Origin of the sequence: Gardnerella sp. KA01000 (genome assembly GCF_049244035.1) — a bacterium.
In the GTDB taxonomy this organism is placed as follows: domain Bacteria; phylum Actinomycetota; class Actinomycetes; order Actinomycetales; family Bifidobacteriaceae; genus Bifidobacterium; species Bifidobacterium leopoldii.
In genome coordinates, this window is the sequence record NZ_CP058367.1 from 1,017,178 (window position 1) to 1,033,201 (window position 16,024).

Consider the following 16,024-nt stretch of genomic DNA (forward strand, 5'->3'; position numbering starts at 1 on the left):
CTGAGCTTGCTCAAAGTTGAAAGCACAGTGTGCTTTCAACGCAAGCGAAGTACGTTAACATCCTGTGCACTCGACCCTAGAGCGTAGATATCTTCCCCCATACAGCCAAAACACGCTCAAAAACCACAAGAACTCAGCCTAAAGCCGCCACACGCCAAACCTTTTAACCATAGCCCTCACTAAGCCTTGCTACACAAGGACTAAAATGCACCCACCTAATCAGCCTCCTGCATCTTATAGCACGGTGAAGCGCCGTGACGGTGGGAAGCACCACTTATTTTTCTCGTTTGAGTTTGAACATAAAAATAACAGATAAAGGGAAGGAAATGAATTTACACCACTTTTAGGACTTGACCTATGAAATAATTAATAGTTCCATTTTCAATCAATATATAGAGACCGAGTCCAATAAACACGACAGGTACAATTACTTTTTCGTACTTTTCCACAGTCTCTCCGATAGCAGAAATTGAGGCGAGATTTTGAGATAATTTGCATAGAATCAAAATCCCTAAGGCAAATATTACTAAACTTATACTAATCTCAATCAAACTCTTTCCTGTAAAATAAGGGATATAAATTCCTAAATTATCTCCACCCATTGCCACTGTTAAACTTGTAAATGCTAAGATTTTTGATCCATTTCCGGTAATTTTCCCCTCGATATCTTCTTCATCAATATCTTCATCCACAAAAATTGCTCTTATACCAAGACCTAGCGGAATTAGACCAAGGAGTCCGATAATCCAATCTTGTGGAATAAAATTTAAAAAGTAAGCGGCAATAAGACTAGCCAGTACAAGCAGTCCTGTACCTAAATACTGCCCTACATAAATTGATTTCAAACCTTTCTTTCCTTGACTAGCGAATAAAATAGTCAAAACAACTAAGTAGTCAATGGATGTAGAAACAAAAACTAATAAAGCGGATACTATTGTTTCCATTATTCCTCCTTTCAAAATGTTAAATTTTTTAGACAAGGGGGTGCAAAGTGTGTGCACTTTTTAACGTTAACATCCTGTGCACTCGACCCTAAAGCGTAGACATGTTCCCTCATACAGCAAAATCGCGCTCAAAAACCGCAAGAACCCAGCCTAAAGCCGCTTCGCATTAAACCTTTTAACGATAGCCCTCGCTAAACCCTGCTACATAAGGGCAAAAATGCACCCACCTATTAAGCTCTTGACATCAATACGACAGTCTCGACGTGGTGAGTGTTGGGATATATGTCGAACGCGCGCAAAGACTGAACGTTGTAGCCAAGCTCTCTAAACGTGCCAACATCGCGAGCAAGACTAGTCGGATCGCAAGCAACATACACAACGCTTCTTGCTCCAGACTTCGCAATCTGCTTACAAACTTGAGCTTTAGCGCCAGCGCGCGGAGGATCTAACACAACAACATCAGGATGCGCAAATCGGCGCACAATCTTAGATGACTTACTCGCCTTAAACACCTGTGATTCAAGCGTTTGCGAAACATCGCCTTCAAGCGCTTCAACAACATCCCTGCCAAGACCTGCGCGCCCAATGTTTCGCCTTGCATTCTTTACAGCAATCGGCGCACCCTCAATGCTAAGCACGCGGGCTGGCTCTGCAGAACCAAAAGCGCCAGTAGTACCAATAGCACCCACGGCACTAGAAGAATCTCCGCCAATATTAGCCAAAGTAGCAAGCGGAATCGTAAACAAACCAGATCCAGAATACAAATCCCACAAAACCGTATTCTTAATACGCCCACCAAGCGCAGAACGAACTAATCCCAAAACGTAGTTCACCAAATGTTCTGGAGCTGCGCGATGAATCTGCCAAAAACCACGCGCGTCAACATCGTAATCAAAAGTACGCGCACGCGATGAATCACCATCAACCGCAACGCGCACGCGCTCGCGCAACAAAGCCGAGCCTGCAACCAGTCCATCATTTACTATAAGCGCATAATTTTCGCCAATCGCATCAAGAAGCGCAGCCTTGTCACCAGAAACACCAAAATCCAAACCATCAACTCGAGGCTCTGGAACAGCAAGGCGAATTTGCGAATTTGGCTCAAATTTGCGATTCCACAAATCCAAAGAATCAGCAACTGCTAAAACCGCGCGCGACGCAAGTGGCATAGTATCAATCGCAATGCGATCATGCGACTCGCGCTTTCGCATAGACAATCGCCCTTCATCATCCGCAACCAACTCCATGCGCGTACGCCAATTAAATCCGTTAAGCTCCTCATCCCCCGGCATGCGCTCAACGTTAACATCGCTTTCCACAACATCCATATGCGCTAAACGCTGGAATTGATTAGCAATTACGGAAGCCTTCCAACGAATCTGCCCAGGCAAAGAAACGTGAATTAAATCCGCTCCTCCAACTCCACCACCCTGAGCCAAAGGACCAGCGAGTTTCCATTGCGGCTCTACACGATCCGCGCTAGGCTCCAAAACTTCCACAACTTCGCCAGTAAAAAAGTGCGCTTTTGCACGCATCGGCTCATCCATGCGCACAACAACCAGTTCACCAGGCAGCGCAAATCGCACGAATACAACGCGTCCGTCAAGATGACCTACACATCTGCCTTGATCCGCATATCGCTCGATTCGCATCGTCACTTGCATAAACTACCCCTTAGTTTTGCGTTTTGTTAAGCCGATTTTTTGCTAAGCTTATTCTCTAACACTGATTTTAGTTAAGCTGATTTTAGTTAAGCTGATTTTCTTCGCTATGCTTCTCTTCATGATTTTTATGATGAAGTCGCATAAACGGCGTTGCAATAATCAAGTAAGAAACCCAAATTGCGAGCGCCCAGAACGGCAATCCCATAATCAAGCGAACGGTACCAAGCCACACAACGTGATTCGTCAAATATAATGGCACTTGCAAAACGAGCCTCAGCACAAAAACAGCAATCCACAATCCTGTCACATACATATACGCTCGCTTAAGCGGCTTATAATCGAGCCATTCGTGAAGCCACGCACCAAAGTTTTCTGTAGGCATTTTGCGAATTGACTCAATCACAAGCCCTAAAGCAGGCACGCGCACAATCAGCGAAATAGCAAGAAGCGCACCATAAACAGCATTCGTAATAAAGCCCATCATATAGTAGTCGCGCGCTTGGTGACTCGTCCACACCCAAACAAGGCAGATTCCAATGGAAATAAGTCCACTAATTGCTCCCATAAGCGATTGCCTCTGAATAAGACGAATCACAACTTGCAAAACAGCAATCACAGCTGCAACAATAACCGTTGTTTGCACATTTCGTGTTACAACGAAGCAAATAACAAACAGCAAGCCTGGAAGCATGGATTCGATTACGCCTCGAACGCCACCCATTGAATCAATTACAGAAAATGTAGATCCTTCGGCTCCGATTGAAGCCAATGTCGCTAGTCCTGAGCGTTTTTTGGTTCGCGCAGAATCGTTGGTTTGCGCAGAATCGTTGAGTTTTACTTCATTTGAAAACTCTTGCGAAGAAAACTCTTCTTCGGATTTCTGTAAAGATTCTTGTGAATCCATTCAATTAACTTTCTACTACTTGCATTATCTAATTTCAGCAAACATTGGACCGCGTGTAAGCGTAGTTTTTACTTCTACTTGTTGGTCGTAACCTAATGGTTTATCGTCTTTTTTTAGTGCATTATTAGCATCTTCATCAGACGTATTATTTTCCCCATCTTTACCGCTATTTTCTGCATTTAAAGCAGCTTCTTTTTCTTCTCTAGTTATTGGATCATGCATAGGAATAAAATCGCGAGGCGCAAGCGGCTCTTCACCACGATTTACAACAATCCCCTTAAACCATTCGTCTAATTGTTTTGTTTCGTTATTATTATCTGCAAGCTCTGTTGCTGCAGGTCCAGAGAATACTCCGCGAAGCATCCACCTAGGACCATCAACGCCAACAATACGCGTTGTAATGGTTTTTTCTCCAACTTTTACAGGTAACAGTAGCTCAGTACCAAATTCGCCTTGTACTGTACACGCTTGACTATTACCATCAAGCAAATCTTTGCACACTTCTAGCCAGATACCAGATGTTTTAGGGGCAGCAAAAGCTTCAACTTCTACGCTTGAAGAACCATAAGTTACTGTCATACCAAGAACTTGCGATGTTTCATGCTGCTTTTTTACTCGCAACTCAATGCCTTGAAAGTATGGAATATAGATTGAACCAAAATCTAGATAATCACTAAAATCAGGAGCATCTTCATCATTGAAATCCCATGGACCAGTTTTTACCTCTACGATTTTGTCTTCAACTTTTGAAGATTTTTCTTCTTCATGTCGGCCAAATAACCAACCCATTATTCCTCATTTCTTAAAACAACAAATCTACAAAAATATATTTATTATTTATTATTGTAAATTGCCTAACCTCACCAGGATAGCACAAGCAAAGCACTGAAAAATTTGCGTATATAGTACATTCATATACACATGCGATTACTTAGTTACTTCACATTATGCAAATTAATACTTACGCATCACACGTCATACTTTATACTTAACGGCGCGTGATCAGACCATCGCGCATCATAGCTTTTAGCACGATCGATCACAAATCCGCGAGCGCTTTCCGCAATTTCAGGAGTTGCGAACTGGTAGTCTAATCTCCAACCAACGTTATTGTCGAAAGCTTTACCGCGCTGGCTCCACCAAGTGTATGGTCCTTGAATATCTCCTGCAAGCATGCGCATAACGTCCACAAATTCATATTCGTTAATCCAGCGATCAATATACGCACGTTCCTCTGGCAAGAATCCTGCACTTTTTTCATTAGCCTTAGCGTTTTTAATATCAAGTGAAGTATGCGCAATATTAAAGTCACCGCACAAAATCGCTTGATTTCCACCATTTGCCGCAATATTTCGAAGCTCCCCCAAACGTATAAGCATTGTGTCTAAAAAGCGGAATTTTTGTTGCATTTTTTGCGGATCGTCCACATTTCCAGCATGAACATACACAGAAGCAATAGTGATTTCATAGCCGTCAGGAGTACGCACGTCAGTTTCAACCCATCGCCCAGAATCAACATCCTCACTTAAACCAGGCAAACCGTAGCGTTTGTTTACTACAGGAAGAGACGTAACTAGAGCTACTCCAGCTCGACCTTTTACACGGCAAACTTCATTCGTATAAGTAAAATTATCGTTTTCTATAGGATTTGCGATATTTTCAGACGCACGATATCCCATTTCAATTTTTGTCATAATTGGGTCGATTGCATCCTGCGGAGCGCGCACTTCTTGCATACACCACACGTCTGGAGTATGCGCGTCAGACCAGTTAAGCATACCTTTGCGCTCAGCTGCACGAATACCGTTTAAATTCGAAGTCGTAATTGTAATCATGTAATCAACTCTAATATGCGCACAACACAAACAGCTCCATCACTAAACAACGGACATAAATCACGCAACCAACACAGATTACAAGTTATGGATTACTCAACCAATAAACACGGAATTAATAGAAAAATAAAAAGGTGCAGATTCTATAAAACCTGCACCTTTTCATCAGCTCGTACTATTTAGTCTAAACCAAGCTCCAAATTTCCTCCTGGAATTGCATCGAGCAAATCGCGAGTGTATTCCATCTGTGGATGATCGAATACCTCATCTGTAGTTGCATGCTCAACAAGCTTTCCATGCTGCATAACAACAACTTCGTCTGCAATCTGACGAACGACAGCCAAATCGTGTGTGATGAACAAATAGCTCAAACCACGCTCTGCCTGCAAATCGTTAAGCAAGTGCAAAACCTGATCTTGCACAAGCACATCCAAAGCAGATACAGCTTCATCGCAAACTATAACATCTGGGTCCAAAGCCATAGCACGAGCAATTGCAATTCGTTGACGCTGTCCTCCAGAAAGTTCGTTCGGGAATCGAGTCATAACTGAAGCAGGCATACGAACCATGTCTAGAAGCTCTACCACACGGTTTTTACGACTCTTTTTATCACCAATCTTATGAATACGCAGAGGTTCTTCAATTGAACGATAAATTGAGTACATAGGATCCAAAGAACCATACGGATTCTGGAAAACTGGCTGCACATGGCGACGGAAGTCAAGCAAATCCGCACCCTTTAAATCGGAAATATTCTTACCTTCGTAAGTAACAGTTCCACTTGTTGGCTTAAGAAGTCGCAAAACCATATTCGCAACGGTAGATTTACCTGAACCAGATTCACCAACGATAGCTAACGTTGTACCACGCTTAATAGAGAATGAAACGTCGTCAACAGCCTTAAAAAGCTCTTTCTTGCGAGGAAGCTTAAACTCACGAGTTAAGTGATCCACAGTAATAATATGCTCACTTTTTTCAAGAGTTTGCTCACCTACTACGTGATGCTCAAGCAAGTTATCAGCGTTACCACCGTGTTCTTTAACAGAAATAATGCGCTGAGAAGCTAAGCTTGGAGCGGCAGCAACAAGTCTCTTTGTATACGGATGCTGAGGATGCTGCAAAACTTCCAACGATGGGCCAGATTCAACAACACGACCCTTATACATAACAACAACATGCTGCGCGCGAGAGGCAGCCAAGCCTAAATCGTGTGTAATGAAGAGAACAGAAGTTCCGAGCGAATCAGTTAGTGTATGCAAATGGTCAAGAATACGCTTTTGCACAGTAACATCCAAAGCGGAAGTTGGCTCATCTGCAATAAGCAAATCCGGTCGGCAAGCCAAACCAATAGCAATCAAAGCGCGCTGACGCATACCACCGGAAAACTCATGTGGGAACTGACGTGCACGAGTTGCAGCATCTGGCAAACCAGCTTCGTCAAGCAAACCAGCAATACGATCTTCAACGCTTGCACCTACAACATACTTTTTGGCGATTTCCCAAGCTTTGTCGTCATTCACACCATATTTGATTAAATCGTCTGCTACGCGCCAACGAGTTTCAGAGCCTGGAACCCACTCTTTCTTGTAGTAATCAATAGCTTCATTGAACTTTTCAGCATTATTATGCTCATCAAGCCCAACTTCTTTCAAAGCTTTCTTAGCGACTTCAATCAAATCTGGTAATTCTTTAGAGCCAAGGAATGTTTCATCCTCATTGCTTTTGACTTGAACAGAATCGCCTGCAAGAGCCTCAGCTAATGAAGAACGCTTCTCGTGATCAACGTCAACACCATTTGCGATTAATGCTTCTTTAACTTGTTCGCCAATACGCCACACAGGGTTCAAGTTGCTCATAGGATCCTGCGGAACTAGACCCATTGCAGTACCTCGCAAAGCAGCAATCTCTTTTGGCTTCAAACTGCTAATTTCTTTACCCTTGAGCTTAATAGATCCACCTGTAACATGACCGGTTCCAGGAAGAAGACCAAGAACAGCCATTGCAGAAGTGGACTTTCCTGAACCAGATTCACCTACAATTGCAACCCACTGACCAGGATAAACACAGAAGCTAGCATCTCTAACAGCATGAACAGCTTTTTTTGAGTCTGTTGTGAAATCAACCTGGAGATTTTTTACTTCCAACAATGGCCCTTGCTCTAGCTGCATGGCGCGAATGTCTATATCTTTACGTGTTGTATTCATAAGTTTTATTCCTCCACGCTAAATTCACGCCTTACGGCTCTTCGGATCTAATGCATCCTTTACAGCATCACCCATCATAATAAAGGCGAGCACAGTAATTGCGAGTGCAATAGACGGATAGAACAAGACTTCTGGGTTCGTAGTAAGAACATTTCTAGCGGTAGAAATATCTCCACCCCAGCTGACGGTAGTACTTGGTAAACCAATTCCAAGGAAGCTTAATGTTGCCTCCAACACAATATAAGTTCCAAGCGAAGTTGTTCCAACAACAATGATTGGAGCCAAAGAGTTCGGGATAATGTGTTTGAAAAGATTACGTATTGGAGTAGATCCTAAAGCAGTAGATGCGGTATTGAATTCAAGATTTTTTGATTCCATAACAGCGCTTCGTGCAATACGAGCAACGCTAACCCATCCAAAAAGCACCATAACAAGCACAATTTTCCAAATTGATTTAGATGTACGGAACATTTGTAAAACTACGATTGCACCAAGAAGCATTGGTAAGGCCAAGAAGATATCAGTTATTCGGCTGAGAATAGTATCAACCCAGCCTCCGAAGAATCCTGCTAACGCACCAATCAAAGAACCAACAAGTACAACCAAAATAGTTGCAAGCAAACCAACACTTAGCGATGTACGAGTACCATAAACAACTCGAGCATAAATATCGCAACCTTGCATATCAAAACCAAATGGATGCGCGGCTGAAGCTGGCTCAAGAGAGTGTTCCAAAACGCAATAATTAGGATTGTGCTTTGTAAGAATGCTTGGGAAGAATGCAACAAAAATAATTGCAATAATCAAAACTGCAGAAACAATAAACAATGGATTCCTGCGCAAAGTTCTCCAGGTATCTGCCCACATACTCGTTGCAGCAGCGGATTCGTCTACGGAATCCACTTCCTGAATAGGCGTATCGTCTAATGGTGCAACGTAGCGTTCTTGCCCCGGTAATATATTGCAATTTGAAGCATTATTTGCAATCAAATCATTTTTCATCAAATTATCTTCCATAGTGTACTCCCCTCACGCGTAACGAATGCGCGGATCAAGAGCCGCGTACAACATATCAACAAGAAAATTGCTAAATACAAATATCAATGTCAAAAGCGTGACAATGGAAACAACAAGGTTTCCTTCTCCTTTTAGAATCCCTTGATATGTGAGGAATCCAACGCCATGAATGTTGAAGATTGTTTCCGAAATCATTGCACCGCCCATAAGAGCACCCAAATCCTGGCCTAAGAAGGTGACGACAGGTATAAGCGAGTTGCGCAAAACGTGGCGAACAATAACAGAGCCTTCTTTTAAGCCCTTTGCACGAGCTGTACGCACGTAATCAAGCGAAATATTTGAAGAGATTTCAGATCTTGTAAGTCGAATGATATACGCCATAGACACAGAACCAAGAACCATTGCAGGAAGAAGCAAATCGAAGAATCCAGGATCGTTACTAGCTGTAACTGGTAATATACGCCATTTAACACCAAATAAGTATTGTCCTACGAAACCTGTCACAAATGTTGGAACAGAAATAAGAAGAAGTGATACAACCAGGATCACACTGTCATACCACTTGCCTTTCTTCAAACCTGAAATTATGCCAAATATGACACCAAATATTGCTTCGAAAGCGAATGCCATAATTGCTAGTTGAACAGTAACTGGGAATGCACGACCAATTTCATCGATAACTGGTTGACCTGCAAAAGTATGACCAAAATCGAGGGTAAGAGCATTCTTTAAGAATAGTAAATATTGAATAATAAATGGTTTATCTAAGTTATACTCGGCTCGTATTTGTGCAGCCACTGCAGGATTAACAGGTTTTTCTCCAAACATTGCTTTTACTGGATCTCCAGGCAAAGCAAATACTAAAGCATAAACTAATAATGTTGTGCCGAGAACAACAGGAATCATCTGCAAAATACGACGCAGAATGTACTTACCCATCGAATTCTCCTTGAATTGTTAAAACTTACTCAAAAAACAACAAAGTGCCGCTCCAGCTCAATAGTTTTATTTAACTAGTTTAGCTGGAGCAGCAATTTCGCAATAAGCGATATCAAATTATTGAGAGGAACCAACTAGTGTTACTTACTAACTTTCTAAAAAGTATGTAACACTATGCTGTTTTCTTAATTAGCTACCAGCTTATTTGTGAAGCTGATAGTACAGCGGCATATTCTGCCAATCCATTGTGAAGCCCTTCAAAGTTGGAACCATCACAGCCTTAGCGTTCGAGTAGAACAATGGGACAGATGGAAGATCCTCAAGAAGGATTTCGTTTGCTTGCTGATAGAGCTTAATAGCCTCTTCTGGCTTAGAAGATGCAGCTTTCTTAAGTAAATCGTCGAACTTTGGATTCTTATAATCACCTTCGTTGGAGCCATTGCCATCAGCTGCAACGGAAGCAAATTCCTGAGTCAAGTAATTTTCTGCACTTGGATAATCTGGCATCCAACCTGCACGCCATGCACCCTTAATCTGACGCTTAGCGCAAGCATTACGGAATTCCTGGAATGTAGGAATTGGAGTGGTTTCAGCCTTGATTCCGAGATTATTCTTGAGGGAATTCACAACAGCATCGAACACAGACTTTGCATTTCCATCGGCATTGTAGGAGAAAGTAAGAGATCCATCATACTTAGAAATCTTATCTGCCTTAGCCCAAAGTTCCTTAGCTTTCTTTGCATTAAATTCTACGTTCTCGTGACCCTTAAGATCAGCCTTATAGCCTGGAGTCAATGGAGAAGTAAATTCGTTTGCAGGAGAAGCAGTGCCATTGAGAATCTTGTCGATAATCACCTTACGATCTATAGCCATAGAAATAGCTTGACGACGAAGCTTACCTTCTTCAGTCTTTACATCGAAGTGTGGGAGGCTTGAAGGAATAGTGAACTGCTGGATTACAGAACCTGGACGGTTGTAAGCCTTAACAGTTGTATCCTTCTGGAAAGTCTTAGTTTGGGTATCTGGAATATTATCAGTCATATCGAGGTTTCCAGCCTGCACATCGCGGTATGCAGCGTTACCATCTGTATAAACCTTGAAAGTTACGCCATCATTCTGAGCTTTGCGCGGACCATTGTAATCAGGATTCTTTACAACTTCGATCTGCTTGTTGTGATCCCAAGACTTGAACAAGTATGGACCAGAAGAAACAGGCTTTTCGCCATAAGCCTTTGGATCCTTGTAGAAGGATTCCGGAAGTGGAGCAAATGCCAAGTAGCCAACCTTAATTGGGAATACAGAATCTGGCTGTTCCAGATCAACGGTAAAAGTATTTTCATCAACAACCTTCAAACCAGAAAGCTGTTCGTCACCCTTAGTACCATCCTTCTGCAAATCAGCATAACCCTTAATGGTTTGGAAGAAGGAAGCACACTTCTGAGCATTCTTAGCGTTAGCGACGAAGCTCCAAGCCTTCACAAAGCTTTCGGCTGTAATAGGAGTGCCATCGCTGAACTTCTTTCCTTTCTTAACCTTCACGGTGTACTGGGTAGCATCAGCATTTGGAGTGATGCTTTCAGCATCCTCATTTACAGGATTACCCTTTTCATCGAAAGTTACCAACGTGGAATTAACCAACATGGCAGGACGAGCGCCAGCATTTTCGTTAATGTTTCCAGGGACTAATTCGTTTTGTGGCTCAGAGTTTGAAACGGTAATAATAACCTTGCCACCGTTTGTTTGTGCATTCTTAGCGGAAGAGCCACAGCCACCAAGTAACATTGCCAGCGAGCAGGCAGCAGCAGCGAAAGCCAAAGCCCTATTCTTCATATATTTTCTCCTAACGTCTGGTAGGCAGGATTGTCATATCACAAAAAAGCCAAGCATCAGCTAAAACATAAAAATCCATCCGGTTTTTATTGCCAGATGGATTCTCGCAAGCCAATGACGAGGCCTCTTCGTTGATTAAAATTCAATGATACGTATTTTTACAAACAATGCAATAGTAAAAGAAAATTGAAAAAAATATTGTATATTAGTAATAATTAATTATTTAAGTCTAGATTTAATTATAAATACCGAAAATTTTATTATTTATATAGTAAAATTTATTGTTTTTTACAGGTATATGTATATTACAAAAATGTAAATTAACATATTTATTATGTAAAAAACATGTTAAATATGAATAATTGAATACTTAAAGCATTTAATATCATGCACGCGGAAAAGCTTGAGAATACTTACGTTTTAAAGATTCAATAGAAACATGAGTGTAACGCTGAGTAGTATTAAGCGATGAATGACCCAATAATTCCTGCACTTCGCGTAAATCTGCCCCTCCATTCAACATATGCGTAGCAGCACTATGCCGCAAAGCATGAGGAGAAATATCCGGAACATGCGCACTCTTAGCCTCATCATGCACAATCCGCCTTACCAAACGCTGATCGATACGCTTTCCGCGAGTACCAAGAAATACTGCCTCTTCAACAGAATTCCGCAATAAAATTTCTCGTCCATCTTTAGAAATCCAAGCAGATAAAGCTTTATAAGCAGGAACCCCAAAAGGCACAACACGCTGCTTATTTCCCTTACCAGTAACTTTTATAGTGTGCGAGGAAAAATTAATATCCTGAATATTTAAACTAGTAAGCTCACCAACACGAATACCAGTCGCATATAAAAGCTCCAGAATTGCAGCATTGCGAAGTCCTACAGCTTTCTGATTTTTGGTACACGAAGATGAAACATTAGCTTTAGAATCAACATTATTCATTAATGATTCTGCTTGATGTTCATCCAAAACAGATGGTAGCATGTTTTTAATTTTTGGCGTCATTAAAATTTCTGCAGGATTACTGCTTATGTATTCAACATGCTGACACCACGCAAAAAAACCACGCACCGCAACTACTTTGCGAGCCAAACTTGAACGCGCATGACTTCGCGACTCATCAGCCATCCACGAACGCAAATCATCCGTAGTAAGCTCTGAAATATTATTAAATCCGTGCCGATTACACCATGCTAAACATTGCAAAATATCACTGGCATAAGCTTTCTGCGTGCGTTCACCCAAGCCTTTATTAGCACGAACATAATCAATATAATCATCTATTAAACTCATATATTTAGAAGGTAAACCTAAGAAATTTTCAGAAACAAATTTATTGTTGCTCATGCTTAACTCACCCTTCCATAAAAGTTTAAAACAAAACGTTTGCCATATACTTCAGTCACATGCATAATACAACAAGGAGCATGTTATGAACACACAAACACGGAATTCAACTACACTACCGAAGCAAATACCTGCAGGCTCGCGCATAGTAGTAAGAACTTACAAAATTATAGAAAACAATAACGATGGAACACAAAAAATCGAGTACCATGATGCGATCGGGCACGTACTCGAGTGGGACGGGGTAATGCTTCATTTACTTCGAGATCCTGCAGCAAACGGCACTAGAGCTGCCGAAGAAATGTTCATTGACGCCAAAACTATTTACCGATTAAAGCCAATCCCAGAACGCAAATTTCAAAAACCGCTTAGTGTGTAGTAATACTTCATTTTTTCTATTCGTGTGGTAGAGATTTGAGATTTTTCGCACTGAGCGCGGCGAACGTCAGAGCCGCAGGCTGCTGATTCGCCAAGCGAAGAAGAAAAATCGAAAAATCTCTGCAATGAGCACGGTTATTAACGAATTAGCATGCAGAGTTTGGGGGATTTCTCTACGAGCGCTAAAAGAGGACTGAGAAGCTACATTCTTTAAAGAAAGGCGAACACACTGAACTCTTTTAGCAGCAAGAGCGCCCGAAGGACGGGACGCGCGAGGAGAGAGATCCCCCAAAACTCGCGCCACAGCAAAGAGGAACTCACATTATAAGTTGTTTAGCGAACTATCTGCGCGCAATAGTAGTTGCGAAGATTCGTTAGTATTAGATTCGCAGATTTCAACAATAGATTCACCTGAGCGCGCGGATTCTAGTAATTCCTGCTGCCAATTGATTTGAGAATCATACTTCCACAATCTGCTATTTGCATCATCATTTTGCTTAGCATCGTCGCTTTGTTGCGTACTAGTTTTAGATGAGTTGCGCTGCTGGTATTTATATTCTCTCCAAGATTGAGCTTTAGCAAAAAACTCTTGCTCTAAAGCATCCGAGATTTCAACATCATTATCTAACATATTTGCAGCAAAAGTTAGCTCAGAAATTACGGAACGCAATAATTTCGCAGTATTATGCCGATTTTCACTTACCATAGCACGAGTACGTTGAGGATCAGTAAGAGCAACTCGTGTCATATCTCGCCAGGAACCTGCAGATAGTTGTAAAGCAATAGCACGATTAGATTGTTCACATAATACGTTTGCAAGAGCAGTTGCAACAACGTGAGGCATGTGAGAAATAAGAGCTGCAGAATTATCGTGCGTTGCATCATCCAAAACTATTGCGCGATTCTTGCATAGCGAAACAATCATTTGCAAAACATTACAAACTCGCCAAAACTCAGTAGAATCATCAACAGTTAAAGCCCACAAAGCACCATTTAAAAGCTCATCACTAGAAGCTTTCCAACCAGTAAATTCACTACCAGCCATCGGATGCGCACCAACGTAACAATCTTGCAAACCTGCGTCTTTTACTTGCTCTCGAACTAAAGTTTTTACGCTGCCGACATCGCTAATAGTTGTGCAAGATTTGTCAATATAAGGTGCAATTTCATGCAAAATACTTGGCATAGCAGCTAAAGCATTGCATAAAATCAAAACATTTGGACGAAGTTTTGCTAAATCCTGCACTTTTTCTACGCAAGTAATTCCTAAACTTTTAGCTTCGTCATAAGGCTCATTATGACGATTCCATGCATATACGTTGCAATTTGCCAGTTTAGCAAGTCGTTTTGCAAGAGATCCGCCAATAAGACCAAGACCTACAATGCCAACAGAAAATTTTTGCGAAAATTCAGCATCTTCTACCATAATAATTCTCTTTCTGCACGCATTACGTTCAAATTACGTAAAGCATCAACTGAAGGTTCAACGCACACTCCACCATGAGGTAGCATCCAATCATTCATCACCGGATTCTCGCGTTTATCAGAAGAATACACTGCTAAAACTCGAACCCAATCACCATGTTCAACAACCTCTTGAATCATAGCTTTACACGTAGAATCCCAAGGAGCAGCATCAACAGTTGCAATAAAACTGTATAAACCATCCTGCCCTTTAATTGGTCTAGACATAAAGGAAGTCATATTAAGGCCATGATCTCGCACAACATCAAGCAAATTTGCTAACACTCCAGCACCTGTAGAACGCGGAATAAACGCAATAATTGATGAAAAAGATGAAAAATTTTCTCGCTGCACATTAACAAAATCTAAAGCCTGATCTCGAGGAGCTAACACTAAAAATTCAGTGCGCGCGCCAGAAAAATCTTCAACTGCTTCGCTCACAATCTGCCTATTGTATAAATCAGCACAAATTTTAGGACATAAAGCAACTTCGCCAGGAACTAAATCCCTACAAGCAGCAGCATTTGAAGACGCAGTTTTTTCTTGTAAACCGCGCTCTTGAGAAAACTTACGACATTGCGCCAACGCGTGAGGGTGAGCAACAATAGTAGAGCAATTATCGATTGAATCTGATTTGCAAACAACAGCATCAAAACTAATATCAACGCCTATTCGAGCAATACCAACCATATTCTTTGCATCAATGAGTAAATCTAAATTAGGTATTACAACGCCTTCAATATTGTTTTCCCACGCAATAACACCCCAATGGTGATGCTCTTCAATTTCACTAGCAATACTAAGAACATTCTCGCAAGCAGTTGGAATAAGTCGCAAATTATCAAATGATTGACATTGTTCTTGAACTTTTAAAGATGCATGATGAGTAAAAGAACCTTCCGGTCCTAAATAGCATAATTTACGAGCACTCTGACTGTTCTTATTACCATTCATGAATATTCCTTAAAAACTGTTGCAGTTAAGAATATTGTAATCAAGACTACTGTAAAAAATACTGCTTAATACTGCTTTTTATGCAAAATTGAGCTTAAATTATTGCAAATTCTTTACTTATTTTACTATTCAATAACAAACCAACGCTGAGGCATACAAAGCAAAACTAAGTGAGCAACAAGAATGCCGAAAAGCCAAAAATATCCAACATATTGCGAACACCATGGCAACGGTATTGTGAAACCAACAGGTACAAGAATTGCGCTACCAACAAAATCTAAAGCAATAAGCCAAGCTACGAATGAAAAAACTATTGCATGAATAAATAATCCACTCCAACCACTACGAGATCTTGCACACCAAGCAGACAAAAATAGCAAAAGCATAGATAATGCAAATCCGTAAGGAATATTATCCACTGCACCGCAGCGATGAGCAAACGTACCAATCAACGCGCATATTAGCGCAGAAACACACGTGGTCGCATACCTGCCCCACGAAGGCAAGCGATGCGACCACGGTTTCGACGACATAATA

General features: G+C 41.3%; 14 protein-coding genes. 1 reads left to right on the forward strand and 13 read right to left on the reverse strand.

Features of this window, described 5'->3' with window-relative positions; all coding sequences use genetic code 11:
- Positions 1–332 precede the first annotated feature (332 nt).
- The 10 genes from HXT58_RS03765 to HXT58_RS03810 form a co-directional block, all read right to left on the reverse strand.
- Entirely contained in the window at positions 333–944 is a 612-nt protein-coding gene (locus HXT58_RS03765) for a CadD family cadmium resistance transporter (RefSeq protein WP_016788774.1), read from the reverse strand.
- Positions 945–1,174: 230 nt separating this feature from the next.
- Positions 1,175–2,608, reverse strand: a complete 1,434-nt coding sequence (locus tag HXT58_RS03770) for a class I SAM-dependent RNA methyltransferase (protein ID WP_174164117.1) — start codon at positions 2,606–2,608, stop codon at positions 1,175–1,177.
- Between the two features lie 82 nt (positions 2,609–2,690).
- Entirely contained in the window at positions 2,691–3,512 is an 822-nt protein-coding gene (locus HXT58_RS03775) for a DUF3159 domain-containing protein (RefSeq protein WP_004105062.1), read from the reverse strand.
- 24 nt (positions 3,513–3,536) lie between these two features.
- Entirely contained in the window at positions 3,537–4,301 is a 765-nt protein-coding gene (locus HXT58_RS03780; protein WP_004105066.1) for a DUF3710 domain-containing protein, read from the reverse strand.
- A gap of 179 nt (positions 4,302–4,480) precedes the next feature.
- Positions 4,481–5,347, reverse strand: a complete 867-nt coding sequence (locus HXT58_RS03785) for an exodeoxyribonuclease III (protein WP_410295639.1) — start codon at positions 5,345–5,347, stop codon at positions 4,481–4,483.
- A 179-nt stretch (positions 5,348–5,526) separates the two neighbouring features.
- A complete protein-coding gene (locus tag HXT58_RS03790) occupies positions 5,527–7,551 on the reverse strand; it encodes a dipeptide ABC transporter ATP-binding protein (RefSeq protein ID WP_410295640.1) in 2,025 nt (674 codons plus the stop codon).
- Positions 7,552–7,575: 24 nt separating this feature from the next.
- Positions 7,576–8,568: an ABC transporter permease gene (locus tag HXT58_RS03795; protein WP_004105075.1), complete on the reverse strand. Its 993-nt coding sequence runs from the start codon at positions 8,566–8,568 to the stop codon at positions 7,576–7,578.
- Positions 8,569–8,580: 12 nt separating this feature from the next.
- Positions 8,581–9,507, reverse strand: coding sequence for an ABC transporter permease (locus tag HXT58_RS03800; RefSeq protein WP_004105077.1), 927 nt, complete (start codon positions 9,505–9,507; stop codon positions 8,581–8,583).
- 201 nt (positions 9,508–9,708) lie between these two features.
- Positions 9,709–11,337, reverse strand: coding sequence for a peptide ABC transporter substrate-binding protein (locus HXT58_RS03805; protein ID WP_101885958.1), 1,629 nt, complete (start codon positions 11,335–11,337; stop codon positions 9,709–9,711).
- Positions 11,338–11,722: 385 nt separating this feature from the next.
- The gene (locus HXT58_RS03810) at positions 11,723–12,691 is read right to left on the reverse strand and encodes a tyrosine recombinase XerC (protein ID WP_116442647.1); all 969 of its coding nucleotides are present in this window, start codon (positions 12,689–12,691) and stop codon (positions 11,723–11,725) included.
- Positions 12,692–12,776: 85 nt separating this feature from the next.
- Here HXT58_RS03810 and HXT58_RS03815 point away from each other — a divergent pair, with 85 nt between their 5' ends.
- Positions 12,777–13,070: a DUF6725 family protein gene (locus tag HXT58_RS03815; protein WP_116442646.1), complete on the forward strand. Its 294-nt coding sequence runs from the start codon at positions 12,777–12,779 to the stop codon at positions 13,068–13,070.
- A gap of 321 nt (positions 13,071–13,391) precedes the next feature.
- Here the strand turns inward: HXT58_RS03815 and HXT58_RS03820 are convergent, their stop codons facing one another.
- The 3 genes from HXT58_RS03820 to HXT58_RS03830 all read right to left on the reverse strand — a co-directional run bounded on the left by HXT58_RS03820 (position 13,392) and on the right by HXT58_RS03830 (position 16,020).
- Positions 13,392–14,495, reverse strand: coding sequence for a prephenate dehydrogenase (locus HXT58_RS03820; protein ID WP_415706208.1), 1,104 nt, complete (start codon positions 14,493–14,495; stop codon positions 13,392–13,394).
- Positions 14,489–15,487 carry a prephenate dehydratase domain-containing protein gene (locus HXT58_RS03825; protein ID WP_032842301.1) on the reverse strand — a complete coding sequence of 333 codons (999 nt, stop codon included), beginning with the start codon at positions 15,485–15,487 and terminating at the stop codon, positions 14,489–14,491. The genes HXT58_RS03820 and HXT58_RS03825 overlap by 7 nt, the downstream gene beginning before the upstream one ends.
- Positions 15,488–15,612: 125 nt before the next feature.
- Positions 15,613–16,020, reverse strand: coding sequence for a hypothetical protein (locus tag HXT58_RS03830; protein WP_004573915.1), 408 nt, complete (start codon positions 16,018–16,020; stop codon positions 15,613–15,615).
- Between the last annotated feature and the right edge of the window lie 4 nt (positions 16,021–16,024).